General features: G+C 63.8%; 21 protein-coding genes and 1 tRNA gene. 11 read left to right on the top strand and 11 right to left on the bottom strand.

Annotated elements, in window-relative coordinates; translation table 11 throughout:
* The first annotated feature begins 43 nt into the window (after window positions 1–43).
* The gene (locus NJT13_RS01900) at window positions 44–1,366 is read left to right on the top strand and encodes a tRNA(Ile)(2)-agmatinylcytidine synthase (protein WP_254523800.1); all 1,323 of its coding nucleotides are present in this window, start codon (window positions 44–46) and stop codon (window positions 1,364–1,366) included.
* A gap of 270 nt (window positions 1,367–1,636) precedes the next feature.
* On the opposite strand, the gene NJT13_RS01895 is transcribed toward NJT13_RS01900, so the two are convergent.
* The 3 genes from NJT13_RS01895 to NJT13_RS01885 form a co-directional block, all read right to left on the bottom strand.
* The gene (locus NJT13_RS01895) at window positions 1,637–1,840 is read right to left on the bottom strand and encodes a VNG_1110C family protein (protein WP_254523799.1); all 204 of its coding nucleotides are present in this window, start codon (window positions 1,838–1,840) and stop codon (window positions 1,637–1,639) included.
* Between the two features lie 120 nt (window positions 1,841–1,960).
* Window positions 1,961–2,497: a DUF7122 family protein gene (locus NJT13_RS01890; RefSeq protein WP_254523798.1), complete on the bottom strand. Its 537-nt coding sequence runs from the start codon at window positions 2,495–2,497 to the stop codon at window positions 1,961–1,963.
* Window positions 2,494–3,405, bottom strand: a complete 912-nt coding sequence (locus tag NJT13_RS01885; protein ID WP_254523797.1) for an RsmB/NOP family class I SAM-dependent RNA methyltransferase — start codon at window positions 3,403–3,405, stop codon at window positions 2,494–2,496. Before NJT13_RS01885 ends, NJT13_RS01890 begins: the two co-directional genes overlap by 4 nt.
* 216 nt (window positions 3,406–3,621) lie before the next feature.
* Here NJT13_RS01885 and NJT13_RS01880 point away from each other — a divergent pair, with 216 nt between their 5' ends.
* The 5 genes from NJT13_RS01880 (at window position 3,622) to NJT13_RS01860 (ending at window position 8,154) form a co-directional block, all read left to right on the top strand.
* Window positions 3,622–4,368, top strand: coding sequence for a proteasome assembly chaperone family protein (locus NJT13_RS01880; RefSeq protein WP_254523796.1), 747 nt, complete (start codon window positions 3,622–3,624; stop codon window positions 4,366–4,368).
* A gap of 200 nt (window positions 4,369–4,568) precedes the next feature.
* Window positions 4,569–5,993: an amidase gene (locus NJT13_RS01875; RefSeq protein ID WP_254523795.1), complete on the top strand. Its 1,425-nt coding sequence runs from the start codon at window positions 4,569–4,571 to the stop codon at window positions 5,991–5,993.
* Window positions 5,994–6,156: 163 nt separating this feature from the next.
* Window positions 6,157–6,999: an aldo/keto reductase gene (locus NJT13_RS01870; protein WP_254523794.1), complete on the top strand. Its 843-nt coding sequence runs from the start codon at window positions 6,157–6,159 to the stop codon at window positions 6,997–6,999.
* A gap of 111 nt (window positions 7,000–7,110) precedes the next feature.
* Window positions 7,111–7,881, top strand: coding sequence for a hypothetical protein (locus NJT13_RS01865; protein WP_254523793.1), 771 nt, complete (start codon window positions 7,111–7,113; stop codon window positions 7,879–7,881).
* A 78-nt stretch (window positions 7,882–7,959) separates the two neighbouring features.
* Window positions 7,960–8,154, top strand: coding sequence for a DUF7333 family protein (locus NJT13_RS01860; RefSeq protein ID WP_254523792.1), 195 nt, complete (start codon window positions 7,960–7,962; stop codon window positions 8,152–8,154).
* Between the two features lie 142 nt (window positions 8,155–8,296).
* Here NJT13_RS01860 and NJT13_RS01855 read toward each other — a convergent pair whose 3' ends face one another.
* On the bottom strand, window positions 8,297–9,268 hold the full coding sequence (locus NJT13_RS01855) for a phosphoadenosine phosphosulfate reductase family protein (RefSeq protein WP_254523791.1): 972 nt from the start codon (window positions 9,266–9,268) through the stop codon (window positions 8,297–8,299).
* 381 nt (window positions 9,269–9,649) lie between these two features.
* Here NJT13_RS01855 and NJT13_RS01850 point away from each other — a divergent pair, with 381 nt between their 5' ends.
* The gene (locus NJT13_RS01850; RefSeq protein ID WP_254523790.1) at window positions 9,650–10,390 is read left to right on the top strand and encodes an SDR family NAD(P)-dependent oxidoreductase; all 741 of its coding nucleotides are present in this window, start codon (window positions 9,650–9,652) and stop codon (window positions 10,388–10,390) included.
* Window positions 10,391–10,500: 110 nt separating this feature from the next.
* On the opposite strand, the gene NJT13_RS01845 is transcribed toward NJT13_RS01850, so the two are convergent.
* From NJT13_RS01845 to NJT13_RS01815, 7 genes are all read right to left on the bottom strand, one after another.
* Complete coding sequence (locus NJT13_RS01845) at window positions 10,501–10,821, bottom strand: DUF7577 domain-containing protein (protein WP_254523789.1); 321 nt, start codon at window positions 10,819–10,821, stop codon at window positions 10,501–10,503.
* Window positions 10,822–11,216: 395 nt separating this feature from the next.
* Window positions 11,217–12,497, bottom strand: a complete 1,281-nt coding sequence (locus tag NJT13_RS01840) for a PQQ-dependent sugar dehydrogenase (protein ID WP_254523788.1) — start codon at window positions 12,495–12,497, stop codon at window positions 11,217–11,219.
* 215 nt (window positions 12,498–12,712) lie between these two features.
* Complete coding sequence (locus NJT13_RS01835; RefSeq protein WP_254523787.1) at window positions 12,713–13,702, bottom strand: patatin-like phospholipase family protein; 990 nt, start codon at window positions 13,700–13,702, stop codon at window positions 12,713–12,715.
* Window positions 13,703–13,851: 149 nt separating this feature from the next.
* Window positions 13,852–14,433 carry a DUF7110 family protein gene (locus NJT13_RS01830; RefSeq protein ID WP_254523786.1) on the bottom strand — a complete coding sequence of 194 codons (582 nt, stop codon included), beginning with the start codon at window positions 14,431–14,433 and terminating at the stop codon, window positions 13,852–13,854.
* Window positions 14,434–14,544: 111 nt separating this feature from the next.
* Window positions 14,545–14,898, bottom strand: a complete 354-nt coding sequence (locus NJT13_RS01825; protein WP_254523785.1) for a glutaredoxin family protein — start codon at window positions 14,896–14,898, stop codon at window positions 14,545–14,547.
* Between the two features lie 212 nt (window positions 14,899–15,110).
* Window positions 15,111–15,908, bottom strand: coding sequence for a M14 family metallopeptidase (locus NJT13_RS01820; RefSeq protein WP_254523784.1), 798 nt, complete (start codon window positions 15,906–15,908; stop codon window positions 15,111–15,113).
* 662 nt (window positions 15,909–16,570) lie between these two features.
* Window positions 16,571–17,068, bottom strand: coding sequence for a DUF309 domain-containing protein (locus NJT13_RS01815; RefSeq protein WP_254523783.1), 498 nt, complete (start codon window positions 17,066–17,068; stop codon window positions 16,571–16,573).
* Window positions 17,069–17,702: 634 nt separating this feature from the next.
* On the opposite strand from NJT13_RS01815, the gene NJT13_RS01810 reads away from it, so the two are divergent.
* From NJT13_RS01810 to NJT13_RS01795, 4 genes are all read left to right on the top strand, one after another.
* Window positions 17,703–17,785 (top strand) — tRNA-Leu (locus NJT13_RS01810).
* 213 nt (window positions 17,786–17,998) lie between these two features.
* Complete coding sequence (locus tag NJT13_RS01805; RefSeq protein ID WP_254523782.1) at window positions 17,999–18,589, top strand: protoglobin domain-containing protein; 591 nt, start codon at window positions 17,999–18,001, stop codon at window positions 18,587–18,589.
* A gap of 63 nt (window positions 18,590–18,652) precedes the next feature.
* Entirely contained in the window at window positions 18,653–19,456 is an 804-nt protein-coding gene (locus NJT13_RS01800) for an inositol monophosphatase family protein (protein ID WP_254523781.1), read from the top strand.
* A 96-nt stretch (window positions 19,457–19,552) separates the two neighbouring features.
* Window positions 19,553–20,680, top strand: a complete 1,128-nt coding sequence (locus NJT13_RS01795; RefSeq protein WP_254523780.1) for a DUF63 family protein — start codon at window positions 19,553–19,555, stop codon at window positions 20,678–20,680.
* The last annotated feature ends 89 nt before the right edge of the window (window positions 20,681–20,769 follow it).

Below are 20,769 nucleotides of genomic sequence, written 5' to 3'. Positions count from 1 at the left end.
ACGTCCCGAAAGGGGTTACTCGACGGGACTGCAAGAACCGACGATGACTATCGTGGGGATCGACGATACCGACTCGCGCGAGCGGGGGATGTGTACGACCTACGTCGCCACAGAGATCGCCGACCACCTCCGCAAGCGTTGCTCCACGGGCGGCTCTTCGATCGTCTCGAGGACTCTTCTCGTCCGTCTCAACCCGGCTGTCGAGTACAAGACGCGGGGGAACGCCGCACTGGCGATCCACACCGACTGCGATCCCGAGGTGGCGTTTACGATCGCACGCGAGCGACTCGAGGAGCTGGCCGAAACGGCGGACGACCGAACGAATCCCGGTCTGGTCGTCGCGGACCTCGATCCCGACGAACGCGACACGCCCGCCGACGTCGAGCGATTCGCGCACGCGGCGATCCGCGATCACCTGGCGATAGCCGACGCCGTGGCACTGCTCGAGCGACACGAGTATCGATCGTGGTACGCCGGCGACGGCCGGGGACGGATCGGCGCGCTGGCCGCGATCGGCGCCTGGGGGTCGCTCGAAGAGTGGACGTACGAGTACATCTCCTACCGCGAGTCAGACCGCTGGGGGACGCCGCGTGAAGTCGAACGCGAGAGCGTCTTCGCGGCGGCCGACTGGGGCTATCCCGACGTCTGGGATACGGTCGACCGCGGCGAGAGCGAAACCGTTTGCGTCCCTCACACGCCGGGTCCGATCCTGCACGGGATTCGCGGCGACGATCCGGACGCGGTCCGGTCCGTCGCCGAACGCACCGAGTGCGAACCGGTCGCCGAGAGCCAGTTGTTCGTCACCAATCAGGGGACGGACGGTCACCTCCAACCCGGCGGGATCGGAACCGTCGAAGACGGTCGGGCCTACCGGCTCGAGGGCCGAGTCGCGACCGACCCGGAGACCCGTCGGGGCGGTCACGTCTTCCTCGACCTCGACGCACCGACCGCCGGGACGCCAGTAGACGCCGAAGGGCCACCGGAGCGGCTCACGTGTGCAGCCTTCGAACCGACGAAGCGCTTCAGGGATCGCGTTCGATCGCTCCGGATGGGCGATCGAATCACCGCCTGCGGTGAGGTGTCCGACGGCACGCTCAAACTCGAGAAGATCGCCGTCCGCGACCTCGTCAAAACCGAGCGAGTGACCCCGCCCTGCCCCGACTGCGGACGGACGATGGAGAGCGCCGGACGGAACCAGGGCTATCGCTGCCGCGACTGTGGAACGTCGCGGACGGAGAAGGCCCACCGACCGCTCGAACGCGACCTCGAGCCCGGTTGGTACGAGGTCCCGCCGTGTGCGCGCCGACACATCTCGAAGCCGCTCGTCCGGGGCGGATTCGACGCACCGACTCATCCCGAGCGGTGAGCGTCCGGTTTCGATTCTCGACCGGTCCGTGCTCGAGGAGACGAGAGAGTAGATTTCAGATCCCGGACCGATCGTCGACGAACGATACATCGGATCGAGAACGGACTCGTCTCACGATCGCTCCGACCGCCACGTCATCGGGGCGATCCAGCGTCGGGAACGGGACGGAGACCGGTGCCGCCGGCGGAGGGCATCGACGAAGGCAGAACCGGATACGGGCGAAGCCGATCCCAACGTGGGGCCGCGGTGAGACGCGGTCGGGACGCGCAATCAGCGAACGCGTACCCCGTGGCGCGAAAGAAACTCGCTGGCCGCTTTGATCTCGACGGGACTGCCGATGATTCGACACGCGTGCTCACCCTCCGGAAAGACGGTGACGGTGAACTCGTCGACGAGCTGCTGTTCGAGCCCCTCGAGTACCTCCCGAGGGAGGATTATCTGGGTGCTGTCTCGCAGCTGCGTCGCGTCGGGCATAGGTGAGTGGTTCGGACGCCGTGGTTTATGTGTGTCGAAACTCCGTTGTCATTGGTAATGGACTGGCTGGTACTACCAGCGTATGTCGGGCGCACGACCGACGACCCCGGTTCGCAATCGTTACGACTCGAGGGTTCGCTGCCGACCTTTCGGCACCATCGAGCGGAGTTCGCCGTGGACGAACAGGCCGACGCCGAGCGGTTCGCGTTCGCCCGCGACGTCGTGAGCGGCGATGAGATACCCCCAGTCGCCGCCCCACTCGAGATCCTGGTCCTCGCCCGCGGCGAACCGTCGGGCCTCGTCGCGCTCGAGTTCGATTACGCACTCGGTCGCCACCCGCCCGAAGCGCTGGACGAAGTCCGTCGTGGGCTTCCAGTGTTCCTGCCGAGTCCGTAGACAGGTCATCCCGATCGCTTCGATTTCGATCGGTGACGGGGCCTCCCCGCGGTAGATCCAGATTTTCCCCGCGCCCTTCTCCCAGAACGTGTAGTCGTCGAACGTCTCCGGTGGAATGCCGAACCGATCCGCGAAGTAGTCGACGATCGCCGTCCGCGTGGCCCGGCCCTCGACGGTGCGGTCCGCCTCGCTCTCGGGCACCCGGTCGAATCGATCGCCCACGTTCGTCTCCGGATCGCCACCGTCGCGTCCGTCGGTCATTCCGCGGTCACCTCCAGTTTCGCGACGAAAAAGCCGCCGGTGTCGTTCTGGTGTGGATAGATCCGGGTCGCTCGCTCGAGACTCGAATCGAAGTCCTCGTCCTCCCACGCCGTCAGGCCCGGGGAGTGCTCGAGTTCGAGTTCGAAATCGACGAGGCGACACGATTCGGTCTCGAGGGCGTGCTGGACGACCGCCTCGTTCTCCTCGGGGGCGAACGTACACGTCGAATAGACGACGACGCCGCCCGTTCGAGTCGCCTGCACGGCTCGCCGGAGGATCCCTTTCTGTATCCCGGAGACGGAGGAAATGTGTCCCTCGGACCAGTTGTCGAGCGCGTCGGGGTTCTTGCGGATCGTTCCCTCGCACGAACAGGGTGCGTCGACCAGGGCCCGGTCGAACGCGTCGAAGTCGAACCGCTCGAGCGAGTACGTCCGTGCGTCGGCGTTCGTCACCGCGAGGCTGGTCGCACCGAGGCGCTCCGCGTTGAATCGCAGCGCCGAGATGCGTCCCAGGTTGTTGTCGTTTGCGACGACCGTTCCGCGGTCGTCCATGCGCGCCGCGAGTTGTGTCGTCTTTCCACCGGGGGCGGCACAAGAATCCCAGACTCGCTCGCCCGGTTCGGGATCGAGGACGACCGGCGGGACGGCCGAAACCTCCTCCTGGCCGTGCGTGAACCCGTGAAAGGACGTCCACGTCGATCCGGGCGAATCGGTTTCGAGGCGCAGAACCCGCGGATTCCAGTCCGCTTGCTCGTACCCGACCCCCTCTCGCTCGAGGGCTGCGGTCGTCCGGTCGACCGAGGCCTTGATCGTGTTCACGCGGACGGCGTTGCCGAGCGGCCGCTTACAGGCCGCACGGAACGCGTCGAAATCGTCGATGATCGATCGATACCGCTCGAGTGGCTCCATCGGACGCGGTTTCGCTGGCCCGCCGCTTGTGGGTTTCGAAGCGGACGGAATCACCCGGCTCTCGACGCTCGCGGACGAGCGGTACGAGCCGCCTTCGATCGGCCCCCTCGAGTTGCGGGCGGAGTCGACGGAGCGGCTCGTGCTCCGACCGTGAACAGGTTCCTGGAGGCGCCGTCCGCCCTCGATTTTATACCGCTGACGGCCCTCTCTCAGGCTATGCCAGAGATTCGCCAGCAGGGACCGGACGTCGAACTCGAGAACCCCACGCTCGTGGAGGGATTCCCGGGCGTCGGCCTCGTGGGAAAGCTCGCGGCCGATCACCTCGTTACGCAACTGGATATGCGCTACTACGCGAGCGTCCATTGCGACGGACTGGCCAGGATCGGCGTCTACCGCGGCGGTAACCGAACCGCGCGCCCGCCGGTGCGCCTCTACGTCAGCGAGGACCACGACTTGCTCGTCCTCCAGAGCGACGCGCCGATCGGTTCGGCGGCCATCGGGAACGTCGCCGACTGCCTGACCGGTTGGATCATCGACCGGGGGGCCACGCCGGTATATCTCAGCGGACTGCCGGCCGAACGCGACGAGGAGACCCGACCGGATATCTACGGCATCGCGACCGCCGACGGTGGCGACCGGCTCGAGACGGCCGACGTTCCGATCCCGCCGGAAGACGGCGTCATCACCGGTCCGACGGGGGCGCTCATCGACGCCGCTGCACGAGAGGGCTACGACACGCTGGGCCTCATCGTCCAGTGTGACCCCCAGTTCCCCGATCCGCAGGCAGCGAGCGTTCTCCTCGAAGACGGGATCGGCCCGATCACCGGCCTCGATATCGACGTCCAGGACCTCATCGACCACGCGGAGGAGATCCGTGCGAAGCGAGAGCGACTGGCGCGGCAGATGCAGGCGATCGGCCAGGAGGAGAGCACCCAGGCCCAGCCACTGCGAATGTACCAGTAGGGGCCCACTCGCCGGGTCGGCGGGTTCGACCCGGCGAAGAACAGCCGACCGCAATTGTCGATCATCCCGAGAGACGGAACCTCGAGTCTCGACTACCCGATCGGTGGGGCGATAATCGAACGGAGAGGGGATTCGATTCACGCCAGACCGCCACGTACGTCGGACGAACGTATATCATCCTCCCGTCTTGTTCTAGCAGTATGTCACGCGAGACGGAACTCACACGACTTTCGGCGTCGGAACTGGCGAGCCGAATTCGAGACGAGGAGTTGACGGCGACCGAAGTCGTCGAAGCCCACATCGAACGGATCGAAGAGCGAGACGACGAGATCAACGCCTTCGTCACGGTCTGTGAAGACGAGGCCCTTGAGGCCGCTGCCGAAGCCGACCGGGCGCTCGAGGCGGGCGAGGACGTCGGGCCGCTCCACGGCGTCCCGCTGGCGTTGAAAGACCTCGGGGCCGAAAAGGCGGGGATCCGGCACACGTACGGCTCGGCGCTGTTCGAGGACTACGTCTCCGAACGAACGGCTGCGACAGTCGAGCGCCTCGAGAACGCCGGCGCCATCGTGATCGGAAAGACGAACACGCCGGAGCTGGGACACAAGGGCACGACGGACAACGAGGTGATCGGCCCGACGGCGTCGCCGATCGACACCGATCTCAACGCGGGCGGCTCCTCCGGCGGTTCCGCCGCGGCGCTGTCCGCTCGCATGGCACCGATCGCGACGGGCAGCGACGCGGGAGGCTCGCTTCGCATTCCGGCCGCGGCCTGCGGCGTCTACGGGTTCAAACCGACGTTCGGGCTGGTGCCCGACGACGGTCGGCCGAGCGCGTTCGGCCGCGAACCCCAGCACACGACGAAGGGGCCGATGACCCGCACCGTCGCAGATGCAGCCCTCCTCCTCTCCGTCATGGACGGTCCGCACCCGGCCGATCCGAACAGCGTTCCCGCCGAGATAGCGTATCGAGACGCACTCGAACGGTCGATCGACGGGTATCGTATCGCGTACAGTCCTGACCTCGACGTCTTCCCGGTCGCGGACGAGGTGCGGGCGGTCGTCGACGAGGCGGTCGATGCGCTCGCGAACGCCGGTGCGACGGTCGATACGGTGACCGTCGGCCACGACTATTCGATGGCGGAGTTGAGCGAGGCGGCGATGCCGACGTACACGTCGTCCGTCTTCGAATCTGCGACAGTGATGGAAGCGTCCCACGGCGTCGACTTTCGAGAGCGGTCCGAGGAGGTTTCCGACAGCCTGCTGGCGATGCTCCACATCGGCGACGAGTACGACACCGAGGACGTCGCCCGATCGGGCATCGTCCGAACCGGCGTCTACGACGCCGTCCAGGACGTGCTGGCCGACTACGATCTGCTCGTCGCGCCGACGCTCTCGCGAGGGGACGTCGGACTGCAGGAGGATCTCGGCGCAGAGGCCTGGGAGTGGCCGATGACGTGGCCGTTCAACTGGACCGGCCATCCGGTCGCCTCCGCGCCCGCCGGACTGACGGACCGCGACCATCCCGTCGGCCTCCAGTTGGTCGGCCGCCGATTCGAAGACGACACCGTCCTCGCCGCGAGCGCGGCACTCGAGCGGGAACGTCCCTGGGACCACCTGTACCAATAACGGCCCCATCTATACGAGTCTCGGACAGTCGATCACGGCTCCGCTCGACCACGAGTGCCGTTCACAGGCCGCACGCATCGTCTCCCGTCTCATTTCCGTGTCGTAACCCGAACCGCTGACCGGTACCACAACCCCTTTTCGCGTTCTCCGCGTCCGTCACTGTATGGAAACAGAAGACGCCGACGTGATCGCTCCCGAAACGTGCCCACGGACCGACGGAATGCCGATGCTCGGCCTCGGAACCTGGGAGAACGAGGACGCCACGCAGTGCGCCGAGAGCGTCCGAACCGCTCTCGAGACCGGCTACCGCCACATCGACACCGCCCAGGCGTACGGCAACGAAGCCGCCGTCGGCGACGGCATCGCGGCCGCCGACGTCGATCGCGAAGACGTCTTCCTCGCGACCAAGATCTGGATATCGAATCTGGCTCACGACGACGTCCTCGAGACGGCTCGAGAGAGCCTCGACCGACTCGGCGTCGACTATCTCGACCTCCTGTACGTCCACTGGCCGTCCAGGACCTACGACGCCGAGGAGACCCTCGCCGCGTTCGCGGAACTCTACAACGAGGGACTGATCGACAACGTCGGCGTCAGTAATTTCGAACCCGAACAACTCGAGGTCGCAGTCGACGTCTGCGACGCGCCGATCTTCGCGAATCAGGTCGAGTTCCATCCGCTGCTCCCCCAGGAATCGGTCCGGGAAACCTGCGACAACCTGGACGTCGACGTCGTCGGCTACTCGCCGCTGGCGCGCGGCCGAATCATCGACCAGCCCGAGATACAGTCGATCGCCGAGAAACACGACGTGACCGAGGCCCAGGTCAGTCTCGCCTGGGCTCGCGAGAAGGACGTTACTGCGATCCCGAAAGCGACCAGTGCGAACCACATCGCCGATAATTGGGGATCGCTCACCGTGGACCTCGACCGAGAGGATATCAACACGATTGATGCCATCGACGAAACGAGCCGTCAGGTCGACCCGGGATTCGCGCCCTGGAACTGACGGCTCCCATCCGGTAGCGGCGTCCGAGCCTCGCGACTCGTTTCGGGACGACGTATCACTTGCAAAGAATAAGCAGGAAAGCTTACGGTTCGCCGGGCTAGGGGCTGGCGTATGTCTACCCGCACACAACGCAGTGGCGGTGGGGGGTTCGTCGGCGCAGTCAGAGCCGACATCCGTCGGATACACGGTGTCTGGATGGAGATCGTTTTCCCCAGACAGCGTGGCCGCGGTCATTCCGTCATGGGCAAGTGGAAGCCCGAAACCCTGCCACAGAAGGTCGGCTACCACGGCTGGAGCGTCCTCGGAATTATCGGCTTGCTGGTTCTCTATCCGTTGACCGTTCTCGGCCTCGCGACCCGCTTTTACGCGGCGAAACTCGACTCGACGCGAACTCGTCTGGGAATCGTCGGCGTCACGGGCGTGGCGCTGCTCGGGTGGGGACTGCTAACCGTCGCGTGGGGCGCGATGTCGTACATGGAACAGGTCGAAATCCCTCTCGAAGCAGTCCTTGCGGTCGCAGTCGCAAGCGGTGTCGCGACGGTTTCGACCGCGCTCGCCGCCACGTTCTCGAAGATAGGCGGTCGGGGTTCGACGGTCGGCCTCGCGTACCCGTTCGCGATGACCGCGCTGTTTCTGCCGCCCGTCGTCGCGGCGCTGGTCACGCCGTCCCTGCATCCGTACGTTCTCGACCCCAGCTACGACTTCGCCGTCTGGGCGCTCGACAACGTGTTGGTCCTCGGCGGCGCGAACGACTATCTCCGATCCAACTTCACGCTCGAGGGGCCGGCCTACGCGGCGATGTGGGTCGGCATCTCGTTTCCGATCGGCTGGTTCCTCGGTATCATCGTCGCGCTGGCGAACCTGGTTCGTCCGTCGGAGTAATCACTTTTCTTTGACAACTTCTGTGAACGGACTTCCGGTTCCCGATACCATTTGACGGCCCCGTCCTAACGACCGCCCATGGATTTCGACCTTCCAAAAACGGCGGCCGCGTTCATCGTCGTGATCGCACTCGGCGTCGGTGGCCTGATCGGCGGCGGGATGATGCCGACGGACACCATACTGATGATGGTTGCACCGTCGATGATCGTTTTCGGTCTGCTCATGCTCGCACTCGGCGTCAAACACGGCGAATATCGGGCTGCGGGCCGGTAACCGCGAGTAGAAAGACGGCTATCGATCGACTCGTGATCTGTCGCGGCTGTGGCCCCATTTATATCGGCGGTGCCGTCACGTTCGAAAAAACGGGAGAGTAATTCGGTGAGCAACGATTCGACGGTCGTCGACCGCGGCCGGCCTACATGTAACCCAGATCGCGCAGGCGCTCCATCAGGTCTTCCTTGTCCTGGGCGCGTCCCGCGCGCTCGGTCGTCCCCTCGAGATCCTGGAGCCAGGCGGGTTCCTGGTCGCTCTTCTCGGTGCTGACTTCGCTGCCCAGCGATCGGAAGCCGGCGAAGTACTTCGGCGAGATCGGGACGTCAGCCTGGTCGACGCCCGCCGGCAGGTCGTCGTCGCTTTCGGGGACGTAGCCTTCCTCCGGGAAGTTCTCGACGGTGTCCGGCACCACGAAGTTCCAGAACGCCTCCCAGACGGCCGCCTCGTCGAACTGCAGGATGGGCTGAATGCGATCGTGTGGCGGGTAGATGTCCGGGTCGTGACGCGGTGAGAAGAACGTCTCGTCCGCGCGGGCCTCCTGTTCGTCCCAGCGGACGCCGGAGATGACGCCGTCGATGTCGTACTCCTCGAGCGCGTCGTTGAGCGCGACCGTTTTGAGCAAGTGGTTGCCGACGTAGGTGTCCAACAGGAACGGGAACGCCTCCTCGTCGTACTCGAGGATATTTTCCACGTGGTGCTGGTTGTGTTCGGACAGGTCCGAAATTTCGATATCGTCGCCCGGTTCGAGGTCGTGTTCCTCGACGTAGGCGCCGACGTCCTCGTTGCGAGCGTAAATCACCTCGAGATCCCACTCGTCGGCCCAATGGTCGACGAAGTCGTGGATCTTATCGAAGTGCTGGTAGTGGTCGATGAACACCGCGGGCGGGACCTCGAGATCGAAGCGGTCGGCGACCTCCTTGATGAAATACAGCGTGAGCGTCGAGTCCTTGCCGCCGGTCCACATGACCGCCGGGTTCTCGTACGCCTCCAGGCCCTCGCGGGTGACTTCGATCGCCTTCTCGATCTTCTCCTGAATGTGCGGGTAATCCGCAGGGTCTTCGCCTTCACCGTCCGTATAGTCGACGTCGACGTAGTCGGGAAAGTTCTCGGCCATCTCGTAATTAGATATAATTAGGAGATGTAAATTCTTTGTGTCGCCGGAAAGGACTGTCGAGAGTTCGGACCCGGTCCGCTCGAGTCGGGGTAACCCCGTACCGAGTGGACGACATCGGAAAGTATCGATTCGCGGGACCGCACTTCGCCGACGGAATCCAACGAGCGCGTCGCAGCCGACCAACCGGTACCTCGAGAGCGGACGCGTCACGAGACCGTGCGTCGGAATCAGCGGACTGTGGGTCGGGAGCCTCGGTCGGGCCGCGTCACCGTCACCGGCAACGCTTTCGATCGGGACGGAGTTTCCGGACCGTGACGTGACCGATCCTGTAAGCAGCGAGGGACGAACGTATTACTTCCTGGACTACGACGGCAGCAACACATGACGAACCTGGACGAAGAGACGATCATCGTCACTGGCGCGAGCAGAGGACTTGGTCGCTCGATGGCGCTGTCCCTTTCGAGCCTCGGTGCGAACGTCGTTCTCGTTGCCCGGAACCGAGAGGACCTCGAGTCGGCGGCGAACGAGGCGGACGGCGAGACGCTGGTTGCACCGGCAGACGTCCGCGACGCGGATGCGGTCGACCGGGTCGTCTCGTCGACGATCGAACGCTTCGGTGCCGTCGATACGCTCATCAACAACGCCGGACTGTCGGGTCTCAGTTTTGGCGACGAGCGACAGTCGCTCGTCGACACGAGCGAAGACGAGTGGGACCGAATCATGGACGTCAACGTGAGAGGCGTCGCCCTGTTCACGAAACGGGTCCTCGAGGAAATGCTCGACCGCGACCGGCCGTCGGGGAACGTCGTGAACGTGTCCTCGGGTCTCGGCCGGAACGCGATTCCGGGGGCTGCGGCGTACATCACGTCGAAGTGGGGTCTCGAAGGGTTCACGCGGGCGGTCGCACTCGAGGTCGAGTCCGACGGCATCAACGTCAACGCGATCGATCCCGGCGGTCGAGTCAACACGCGCATCTGGGAACACCTTCCCGACGACGAACGGGAGCAGATTCTCCAGGCCGACGTGATGGACGAGGCCGCTGCAGCGCTCGCAGCCCAGGGGCCAAACGGAGTCACCGGCGATTCGATGACCGCCGAGGAGTGGGAACAGCGTCTCGGGTGAGGTGCACGTCCCGGCCGCACCGTAGAACCGGTTCGTCGACGGGGGCAGCAGCGACAGCGGGTCGGTTCCGAAATCGGAGCGCTCCCGAACAGGACGATATCGGCTCGGTTCTATTCCAGGCGATGCAGACAACCGTTACAGTACGTCACTTCGGTCCGATTTCTCGCGCTGCAGATTGGACACCGAACGGCCGACGTATCGCCCGGTTCGGTCCCGATGTCCGTCGCCAGCGCGGCGAGTACGTCGCTTTCCGTCGGGAGTTCGTACTCCGGGTCGCCACTTCGGTTCTGCGCCCACTCGAGAATGAGAGCGTCGTCGCGCAGTCGCTCGAGTCCCCGGACCAACCCCAGAAAGCACAGCGACGGTGCGATCATGACGAACGCTGCCACGGCGAGGCGGCCGACGAGTTCGTACGGTGCCGGATCGACCATACGTCCCGTTCGCGGGCAGCTTAAAAACGTTTAGCGCCCGGTCGGGTCGCCGTTATCTGGAGGTGTTCCTCGTTTCATCGCGCCACCGGACCGCTCGGCCGCCATTTCGTCGCAGTTTCGGGCGACGGCCATTTCGACGCGATTTCGTCGCGTTCACTCGCCGGATCACCGTGGCACCCCGCTGTCCGCCGGGTTGATCTGTACCGCGCTCGGTATGTGGTCGCTCCGGCACTGGCGCGAGTTTACCATGTACGACGCGTAGGGTCCCTGGCCCCTCGCGTCGACGTCGATGTCACCGTGCGATCGTCCCGTTCGCGGTCCGCGGCGAACGCTTCCGTTGTAACGGACCACGATCTCCCCCGCGACGCCTCGAGCATCGTCGCGTTCGGGTCCGATCACGCCGCTGGAACGACGCGATAAAGGCCGCCCCCGTCGGGTCCGATCCCGAGAACGTACACCTCACCGCTGTCGTCGCGACCGAACGAGAGGATGCGCTCTATGGTCGGACCGTTCGAAACGTCGACGACGGTGGTCGGCCACACGTCCCCCTCGTCCTCGGGGCGCGTCGCTGCGAACAACCGTCCCGAGGCCAGGAAGTCCCCGAAAACGTACGCGCCTTCTAACGCCGGCATCGTCGAACCGTCGTACACGTAGCCGCCGATAACCGAGACGCCGGTCACGCTCGAGGCGTCCTCTCCGTGCGGATACTCGATTATTGGATCGCGGAACGATTCGCCACCGCCGCCGTCGACGGGCGGCTCGTCCGGACAGTCGTCGTCCCGGTAACAATGCGTGCCTTCCATGATATTCCAGCCGTAGTTGCCGCCCTTCTCGACGAGGTTCACCTCTTCGTAGTCGCTCTCGCCGACGTCCGCGACGAAGAAATCGTCGTCGTCGAACGACAGACGCCAGGGGTTCCGAAAGCCCCACGCGTAATACTCGTCGAGACCCTCGCGGCCCACCAGCGGGTTGTCGTCGGGGATCGTGTACCCCCGATCCGCCGCCCGGTCGTCGACGTCGATGCGCAGTACGCTGCCCAGGAAGTCGGTCGTTACATCCTGTCCGCCACCGCCTCCGCCACCGCCCGCCCCGATACCGGCGTAGAAATACTCGTCCGGGCCGAACGCGAGATCACCACCGTTGTGGAAATTCGCCGGCTGGGGCACTTCGAGCACGACTCGTTCGGTCTTCCGCCTCGCCCGGGTTCCCTCGTCGGTCGCCTCGAATTCGGCGATGACGCCCGTGTGGTCGAACTCCTGTGGCGTCCCGGGCCGAGACGACGTACTGTAATGGACGAACAGCCGCCGGTTTTCCGCGAACTCCGGATGAAGCGTCATCCCCAGGAGTCCTCGTTCGCCCCCGGTGATGACTGTCTCGCTCAGATCGAGAAACGGTTCCTCGCGGATCCCGTCCGACTCGTGGACGACGACGCGGCCGTCGCGCTGGGCGATGTACCGTCGGTCGGCCTCCGGCGCAAATTCGACCGCCACCGGCATCGCTACCCCGTCGGCGAGCGTCTCGAGTCCGACCGAATTCGGAACTCGATCGATCGCGTTCGTCCGTTCGTCCGGGCCCGGAGGCGTAGCGGACCCTCGTACCGCAAATCCGGCACTTCCCGTCGTCGCTCCCACGGTTGCAACCGTCAGGAATCGTCGTCGACTGATGTGAGGCGCCATGGAGGGATTCGTACAGTCTCGAGACAGAAATACGCCTCTTCGAGAGATACTGAACGTTACATGCCGCGTACTGTCGGCGAACGCAACAGGTCAACTGGAGCCCACACCTGCCGATCGTCGGTCGCCGTTGACCGGGGTCGAATCTGTCCGTTTCGGCATCAGTATCCGCCGCAAACTGAGTACCCCTTCGGAGTATCGTCGCGGGAACGAGCAAATCAATCGCGCTGTTCCCGGAGAAAACGCTCGGCGCGCCGAGTTCCCCGCTTCATCAACCGATCGACGAACGTCGGGTCCCGATCGACTTTCGACGGCGCGGTCAGATCGCTCCCCAGATCGATGAACTCGATAGTGACGGGTTTGTACTCCTCCGGAAGACTCCCGCTCTCGATCAACTCGTTTATCGTTTCGATGAAAGACACTTCCTGGTACAGGGAGAGGTTACCCGCGAGTTCGTTGCGCCGGTCCGCGATGTCTTCCACCGACTCGGGAACCTCCTCGCGGTGTTTCGGATTGATCTGAACGATCCAGATTTCGTCAGGCTTTGCCGCCGCGTCCCGTGGCACCGTAAGAAAGTCGCGGATCGGCGGGTTCTGAGAGAACAGCCCATCCCAGTACCAGTGGTCGTCGATCCCCACCGCTTCGAACAGCGTCGGAATCGCTGCCGAGGCGAGGACCGTCTCCGCGGTGACCGCCTCGTTGCGAAACGTTTCGAATTCCCCTTCGGTGACGTCCGCCGCGCCCAGAATCAGATCGATCGACGTGTCGGCGGCGAGGGAGGGAACGCGGCCGAAATCGATGTGCGACTCGAGCGTGTCGAGAAACCGTTCGCGACCGACGTCGGTATACGGGAGTTCGTACGGGCTGAACAGAGGCAACGGCCCGCCGTGGGCGGCGAACTGCGCCAGCTGGACCACCCACTCGTTGGCGATCATATCGGGCAGCGATCGGGCGGAAAAGTCACGCCAGATCGCATCGAGCGTCTCGATCGCGTAGTCGGTCCCCCGTTCGGCTAACCCGTACCAGGCGGCGGTTGCACAGACGGCTCCGCCGGAGGTTCCGCTCAATCCGACGAGGTCGTACGATTGCGTATCGCACTCTCTGAGGAGGCGTTTGAGGACGCCCGCGGTGAACGCAGTATGGCTGCCACCACCCTGACAGGCGATCGCAACGCGGCTTGGAGTACCGGCGTTGGAACCGTGACTCATGGATGACTCTGTCGACGTATCTCGGCTTAGTGATAGGGGGTGGGATCCGCGAAACGAACGTCGCTACTCGGTCCGGCTCGTCGCAGTCGCTCCCGACTTCGAGACGGTCAACCGATCCTGTCTATTTCGTATCCGCCCCTTCCAGGTGCTCAATCGCTGATGAATTTGTTGTCCCGCCAGTTGACGCCGCCCTGTCCGGATCCGCGATCCCGCGGGCCTTCGACGACTTCGATATCGGCCGGACGTGGCTCGCCGTCGACGATTCGGGTCGCCTCGAGGTCGCCGTCGCGCTCCGAAATCGCCGTCAGCGTTCCTTTTTCAGCGGCTTCGGCGATTTCACAGAGGACGAGAAACATCTCGTACTGGAGCAGTGAATTCTGGAGGACAGTTTCTCTATCGCCTTTGAAGGCGGCGAACTCGACGAGCTCAGATTCGATTTCTTCTTCCTCTTCTTCGTCCCAGCGGAAGGATTGTCGCCGCTCGTCGGGGTCCTCCTCGTAGACCCGATTCTCAGTGACGCTGGCTTTGAGTTGGGCCGTTGGAGTGTACTTACTGACCGATTGGTCCTCCGCAACGGCTTTCAAAATGAGCGTATTGTTGCGTCGCGTTATTTCGACGTCGTCGATTCCATCGGGGAACGTTGCGTCGTCGATGTGTTCGCGAAGTTCTTCGAGGGGCAGTTCGAGGGTCGAGTGGAGTCGATAAACGTGTCTGGATTCCTCTGTTGACATAGTGGGAAGGTGTGTGCGACGACAGTCGTGATGTTCTAGTACGAGGGCGTGACTTATATGACCTGCTATTAGATCCGTGAAATATCAGGATTGATTAATGTATGGTCGCGCTCACGATTGGTTCGACCCGTCGAGCGTGTCCGCGAGTTCGCCGCGCTCTTCGAGTTCCTCGAGAATGTCGGACCCGCCCACGAACTCTCCGTCGACGAACGTCTGTGGAATCGTCTCCCAACCGCTTCGGTCCGATAGTGCCTGTCGATACTCGTCGAGCGACTCGAGAACGTCCACCGTCTCGTACTCGTCGCGATGATGGCTGATCAGACCGAGGGCTTTGCGGGAGTACCCACACTGGGGCATCAGTTCCGTCCCCTTCATGAAGAGGACGACTTCGTTCTCTTCGATCGCGTCGGCGACGTGCTCGTTGACCTCCTCCTGGTCGAGACCCTGGTTCGGCGGAAACTCCATATCGCCCGGTACGGTAGTGAGGGGGATATGCCTTGCGTCATCGGTACCCACGCAACCGCGTTCGAAGCCACCCGACGTGGTGAGACTACCGAAAGGGCACGAGCAGGCGAGATCGATCCGCTCCAGGAAAGTGGAAAACGCCCCACGCGAGGAGACGTGGTCGATTGCGCCGTCGGGTACGGTACGACTCCGCGACTGCGTCTTCGGTCTCGCTACTCCGCCGTCGCTTTCGTCTCGATGACGTCTATTTTTTCGGCGGTGTACCCGAAGACGTCCTCGTAGCCGTTCGATGACATCAATACCGGATAGAACGACTCCTCTGCGATCTGCTCTTCGCCGTCGGCCGCGGCGAACGGAGCGCCCGGTTCGACTTCGGTGAAGTTGTCGACGAACACCTCGTACGTGTCAGCCCGATCCTTGCGGATGACATCGACGAGCCGGTAGACGGGGAGGTCCCGGCGAACCGTATCGCCGGGCAACACGTCCACCGCGGTGAGAAACGCACGTGTGAGACGATCTGCATTTTCGGCGGCCGTCTCGGAGCCCTGCAGGCCGCACTCGACCTCGATCGTCTCGACCGCCGAAAAGAGTCGGCCCTCCGCGAAGGTGCTCGTTTCGACCATCGCCGTGACGGGGAGTTGCGGGACGACGTCCGTCGCGGTCTCGCCGACGCCGTTGACGATGGCGAACGGTTCGGCGTGACTCTGCGTCGAATGCATCGAGAAAGCGAGACAGCCCTCGAGTTCGGAGACGAGATCGGACGCGAGTTTGCCTTCGTGTGTCTCCGCGTCGGGATCGCCGGGAAACGCGCGGTTCAGGTCTTCGTCGACGAACCGAATCTGTCGCTCCAGCGCCGCCTCGTTCGCGACGATGAGTTTGACCGGCCGTTTGACGGTGGGCCGTTCGTCGAGCAGTCGTTCGATGGCCCTCACGCCACAGGGTTCGTCTCCGTGGATACCCGCAACGACTGCAACTTCAGGTGTCCCCGACCCAAGCTGTGCGACTCTCATTATCGGTCTATTCGACTGCGACGGCAAATGCGATTCGATCCGCCGCAGTCCCGATCGAACGATGGCTGCAGGCGACGAGCACGAGCAGTTGGGACGCTAGCAGTCGGGACGCTCGTTGCGTCGGGGTACGTACCGGGTGTTGCGAGCCGAACCGGAATCGGAAGAGGCCGCGGAACGCGCGCTTGTGGTGGCTCGCGACGCTGGGTTTGAAACTGCCGTCCACATTCTTCACCGATACGACGCCGTGCGGTGTTCGAAGGACGAGAGTCGGCACCGCTCTAGCCGGTGCGTACACCGATCGCAACGAGAGCCAGTGACACGTCGAGAGTGTAAGACCGGCGAAACGATCCACGCGGTTGACGTGTACGATCGACGCCGACGGCTGTCGCTCGCCGATTTCGTGACATCCGGTCCCGGAATCACACCGGACGCGGATTCGGCGATCCGTCTCACCAGACAAAGATCGTGTCACGCGAACCGACGAGGGGAACCGACAGCGGTGTGAACGTGGCCGGTGGGAAAGCCCACGACGCAAACCCGTTCGGCCTCCCGCAACAGGAGCGACAACCGATCTTCGGGCACCGGCCGATCGCCGAGCGCCATCTCGATCCCCGTTTCTCGTCGTCGTCACTCGGGTTCTTCTCGCGGTCCGAGCCGTGTTCCTATCCCTCGAGCCCGGCTACGTACTCGAAATCCGTCGGTGTCGCTTCCGGACACGCACCGTCGAGTTCGATCTGCCAGCCGTGTACTGCGTTCGGATCCGTCAGCGCGTCTTCGAGAGTCGTTTTCACATCGTGGAGGTCGATACCGTAGTAGTCGTCCGGTACATCCCGGAGGTACTGCAGCGCCGTGTCGAAGAGACGTCGCATGCCGGCGTCGTTCTCGAAATCGAAGTGCTTGTACGCGCCCGCTGCGACTTGCACCATTCCGTGCAAAAACGCACTTTCGGTGGTACCGCGGCCGTAATTATACCATTCCGCTTCGAAGCAGTCGTGCGATTCGTGGAACTCGTGTGCGTTATAGAGAGCGATCCCGTGGATCACGGCGCGTCGAAGAGTGCCATGTTCCCACCCGTTCGACGTGCTACGCCCCTCGTTCCACCCGGTCGGACTCCCCGAAATCGGCGGCGCGACGGTATTGTCTCGAGTGTGGTCACTCATCGCGTCCCGGTAGGGCGTTCAGCGTCGTATCTCTTGTCCACGAACCGTCGTACTCGACGGGTGTACTCTCGCGGTCGACACGAGATTCGGTCGGTCTCGTCGGTGGTCGATCCGAGGGACCCCGTCCGCGTCTCCAGTCCGATCTGGCGCCGTTTCAGCGATCAGTACAGACACGAGAAACGAATACAAAGCGAAGAGGCGTCCCGCCGTCGATCAGTCATCGAGTTGAATGTGTAAGCACCCCCTTTATTCGGTTACGCCACCCTACATTGACTGAATGATCCAGCCCTACGGTCGGTGTCAGCACTGCGGGGAGCGCCTCTACTCCCATATCGAGGGGGGATACCAGTGTCTGAACTGCGACAAGCGCGTTGCGGAACTCGAACAGTGAGCGGATCCCACGGCTGGAGCACGTCGTGGTACGACGCGTTCCGCGCCGTTGCCCGTCGAGTTCCCGGTCCGCGTCCCGATAGCCGTAGCCGCGGGTCGTCAATCGCTGTCCGACCGTCGACTACCGACCGCGTTCGACCGGTGTCCTCTCCTCGAGTAGGGGCCGTTCGTCGGTGTCGCCAACACGTCGTCGAACGCGAATCGGACGATTTAACCTCGGGGAGGGCTTCAGAGAGAGATGCGTGCGAGGGTAGCCAAGCGGTCAACGGCGGCGGACTCAAGATCCGCTCTCGTAGGAGTTCGTGGGTTCGATTCCCTCCCCTCGCATCGTAAGATGCGGAAGATCCCAACGGAGCGATCTTCCCTCGCAAACTTCTGCCGAAGATGTCGGATACTATCGGGTAGACCGGCCGTCGCGTCGTCGTTCGACTCGACGCTCGAGTCGGATCCGGCGAGGTGAAACGTCGTCGTCCCGACCGGTTCGATTCGGGGACGGAGGGGCCCACATTTATAGCACGAACGGTGGGAGCGTTCCCCGCGATGAGCAGCGACCAGATTCCAGGATACACGTACGGAACGGACGAGGTTCCTGACGCACCGATCACCGTGGAGGAGTTCGACCGGTTGAAACAGACGGTGCTGTTCGACGACGACGACGAGGACGCTCTTCGCCAGGCCGGCGACGTCCTCGAGGGACAGATAGACGACGTCCTCGAGTTGTGGTACGACTTCGTCGGCGACCACGACTTCCTGATGTACTACTTTACCGACGGCGAGGGGACGCCGGACGAGGAGTACTTGGAGCGGGTTCGCGAGCGGTTCGGGCAGTGGATCCGCGATACCTGTACCACCCCGTACGACGAGGATTGGCTGAACTATCAGTTCGAAATCGGACGTCGACACACCCGCGAGAAGAAAAATCAGGTCGACGACGCGGACGCGGTCGATCACATCCACATGCGATACCTCGTGGCGTTTATTTTCCCGATCACGGCGACGATCCGCGATTTCCTCGCGAACAGCGATCACACCGACGAAGAGATCGACCGAATGTACCACGCCTGGTTCAAGTCGATCGTACTGCAGGTAACCCTCTGGAGCTACCCGTACGTACCCGAGGAAGACTGGTAACGGCCACAGGAAGGAGAACCGATAGTACGATCACTTTTGTCCCCCGGTCGCAGATGGTGTGCCATGAGCGACGCCGAAGCCGATTCCGACCGCGCGAGGGTCGCAGTTCGCGCGGCAGCCGAGGGTGCTGCCATCGCGGCCGACTCGTTCCGAACCGACCTCGCGGTCGAAAACAAGGGAACCAAAACGGACGTCGTAACGCAGGTCGACCGAGATGCACAGGCGGCCGTCATCGAGACGATTCGGAACGCCCGCCCGGACGATCCGATCGTCGGCGAAGAAGACGACGCGTTGAAGGAGGTCCCGGAATCGGGTCCGGCGTGGATCGTCGACCCGATCGACGGGACGAACAATTACGTCGGCGGCATCCGCGCGTTCGGGACCGCCGTCGCAGCCGTCGACGACGGCGAACCGGTCGGCGCCGCGACCGTCTGTCCGGCCCTCTCCGATACCTACCGCGTCGGGCCCGCGGGCGCGTTTCGCAACGATGAGGCGCTGTCGGTCAGCGACTGCGACGACCCCGAGGCGGCGACCGTCTGTCCGACCTTCTGGTGGGACTTCGATCGACGCGATCAGTACGATGCCGCGTGTCGCGAGGTCGTCCATCGGTTCGGCGACATGCGCCGGTTCGGCTGCGCCCAGTTCGAACTGGCGCTGGTCGCCTCGGGCGCGCTCGAGGGAGCCCTGACCAACCTGCGGGCCAACCCGTGGGACACCGTCGCCGGCGTGCAGTTGATCCGTCAGGCCGGCGGCGTCGTCACGGATCTCGAGGGGGAGCGCTGGCGCCACGATAGTACGGGCCTGGTGGCCTCGAACGGCGCGATTCACGACGACCTGCTCGCGGCAGCGCGCGAAATCGACGGGTAAGTCGGTCGTCGCGTCCCGGCGGGGCACTTGCGGACCGGTAACAGTCACGCGCGCTGAAATCGGAAACGGTAAGCGCTCCGACTAGGGCATTCGGGTATGGACGACTTCATCGATCGGTTCGGGGCCGAACGCGTCTGGGCCGCGACCGTCGCGAGTCTCGCGATCATCGTGGTCCTCGGCGCCGTTCTCTTCCCTCAGCGGGTGTACGTCGATATCATCTGGCAGTACTTCTGGGGGCCGGTGGTGGCGGACGCTCACAGCTGGAATTGCGTCGCGTGGGCCGACGGCCAACAGGTAGCCTGCGACCAGGCACCCCCCGACGCCGGGCCGACCGCCGAACCCGGCTACACGTTCGTTTCCTACGCCGGATACATCCCGACACTGGTCCTGTTGCTTATCGGGGTTATCTTCATCGTCCGCCGCCTCGGGATCGAACGCTATCGCGCGGGCTTTTTCGCCCTGTTTCCGTTCATGCTCTTCGGGGGCGCGCTCCGCGTGGTCGAAGACGCGAACGCGGCCTCGTTCGAGGCGACCGGCGATATGGCCATCCAGTTACCGTGGTCGGGGTTCATCATCAGCCCGCTCATCTACTTCACCGTCTTCTTCATCGCCCTGATCGCGGTCGTCAGTTCCGTCTGGCTCGAGCGCAACGACTACGTCTCCGGCTACGAGTACCCGCTGATCGGTATCGGAACGGCCCTGCTGACGGCCGCGGTCGGGTATCTCGCGTATACGGCGGCGACGGAACCCTACGCTGAATTCTATCCCCTGATCCCGGTCGTGATCCTCGTGGGCGCGACCCTCACGACCGGGATTACCTGGGTGGCTATCGAGCAGTTCGCTCCCGAATTAAACCGTGGGACGCAGTACATGGGGATCGTCGTCATCTGGGCTCACGCGGTCGACGGCGTCGCGAACGTCGTCGGCCTCGACTGGGCGACGACGCTCGGACTCCCGGCCAACCTCGTTCCGAAGCACCCGATCAACCGTGCGATCGCCAACACGACGGCCGACGTCCTTCCCGCAGACGTCGTCTCGGTAACGGGTTCGGCCTGGCCCTTCCTGTTCGTGAAGATCGCCGCCGCCGTGTTCATCATCTGGATCTTCGACGACACCGTGTTCGAGGAGAATCCTCGCTACGCCGTCTTGCTCATGATCACCGTCGTCGCCGTCGGCCTCGGCCCGGGGACCCGAGACATGCTGCGAGCGACGTTCGGAGTCTGAACCGGTCTGACTCGAGTTCTCGTTTCTCCTCGTAGCGTATTCGAGCGAATCCGACACGCGCCGTCCGTTCCAGGAACTCCCGAACTCGA

Origin of the sequence: Natrinema caseinilyticum (assembly GCF_024227435.1) — an archaeon.
GTDB lineage: Archaea > Halobacteriota > Halobacteria > Halobacteriales > Natrialbaceae > Natrinema > Natrinema caseinilyticum.
This window is presented reverse-complemented; position numbering and strand designations above follow the sequence as displayed.

Excerpts from the sequence above, each read along its gene's own strand:
- NJT13_RS01900 (WP_254523800.1), top strand. The coding sequence starts at position 44 with ATGACTATCGTGGGGATCGACGATACCGACTCGCGCGAGCGGGGGATG.
- NJT13_RS01895 (WP_254523799.1), bottom strand. The coding sequence starts at position 1,840 with ATGCCCGACGCGACGCAGCTGCGAGACAGCACCCAGATAATCCTCCCT.
- NJT13_RS01890 (WP_254523798.1), bottom strand. The coding sequence starts at position 2,497 with ATGACCGACGGACGCGACGGTGGCGATCCGGAGACGAACGTGGGCGAT.
- NJT13_RS01885 (WP_254523797.1), bottom strand. The coding sequence starts at position 3,405 with ATGGAGCCACTCGAGCGGTATCGATCGATCATCGACGATTTCGACGCG.
- NJT13_RS01880 (WP_254523796.1), top strand. The coding sequence starts at position 3,622 with ATGCCAGAGATTCGCCAGCAGGGACCGGACGTCGAACTCGAGAACCCC.
- NJT13_RS01875 (WP_254523795.1), top strand. The coding sequence starts at position 4,569 with ATGTCACGCGAGACGGAACTCACACGACTTTCGGCGTCGGAACTGGCG.
- NJT13_RS01870 (WP_254523794.1), top strand. The coding sequence starts at position 6,157 with ATGGAAACAGAAGACGCCGACGTGATCGCTCCCGAAACGTGCCCACGG.
- NJT13_RS01865 (WP_254523793.1), top strand. The coding sequence starts at position 7,111 with ATGTCTACCCGCACACAACGCAGTGGCGGTGGGGGGTTCGTCGGCGCA.
- NJT13_RS01860 (WP_254523792.1), top strand. The coding sequence starts at position 7,960 with ATGGATTTCGACCTTCCAAAAACGGCGGCCGCGTTCATCGTCGTGATC.
- NJT13_RS01855 (WP_254523791.1), bottom strand. The coding sequence starts at position 9,268 with ATGGCCGAGAACTTTCCCGACTACGTCGACGTCGACTATACGGACGGT.
- NJT13_RS01850 (WP_254523790.1), top strand. The coding sequence starts at position 9,650 with ATGACGAACCTGGACGAAGAGACGATCATCGTCACTGGCGCGAGCAGA.
- NJT13_RS01845 (WP_254523789.1), bottom strand. The coding sequence starts at position 10,821 with ATGGTCGATCCGGCACCGTACGAACTCGTCGGCCGCCTCGCCGTGGCA.
- NJT13_RS01840 (WP_254523788.1), bottom strand. The coding sequence starts at position 12,497 with ATGGCGCCTCACATCAGTCGACGACGATTCCTGACGGTTGCAACCGTG.
- NJT13_RS01835 (WP_254523787.1), bottom strand. The coding sequence starts at position 13,702 with ATGAGTCACGGTTCCAACGCCGGTACTCCAAGCCGCGTTGCGATCGCC.
- NJT13_RS01830 (WP_254523786.1), bottom strand. The coding sequence starts at position 14,433 with ATGTCAACAGAGGAATCCAGACACGTTTATCGACTCCACTCGACCCTC.
- NJT13_RS01825 (WP_254523785.1), bottom strand. The coding sequence starts at position 14,898 with ATGGAGTTTCCGCCGAACCAGGGTCTCGACCAGGAGGAGGTCAACGAG.
- NJT13_RS01820 (WP_254523784.1), bottom strand. The coding sequence starts at position 15,908 with ATGAGAGTCGCACAGCTTGGGTCGGGGACACCTGAAGTTGCAGTCGTT.
- NJT13_RS01815 (WP_254523783.1), bottom strand. The coding sequence starts at position 17,068 with ATGAGTGACCACACTCGAGACAATACCGTCGCGCCGCCGATTTCGGGG.
- NJT13_RS01805 (WP_254523782.1), top strand. The coding sequence starts at position 17,999 with ATGAGCAGCGACCAGATTCCAGGATACACGTACGGAACGGACGAGGTT.
- NJT13_RS01800 (WP_254523781.1), top strand. The coding sequence starts at position 18,653 with ATGAGCGACGCCGAAGCCGATTCCGACCGCGCGAGGGTCGCAGTTCGC.
- NJT13_RS01795 (WP_254523780.1), top strand. The coding sequence starts at position 19,553 with ATGGACGACTTCATCGATCGGTTCGGGGCCGAACGCGTCTGGGCCGCG.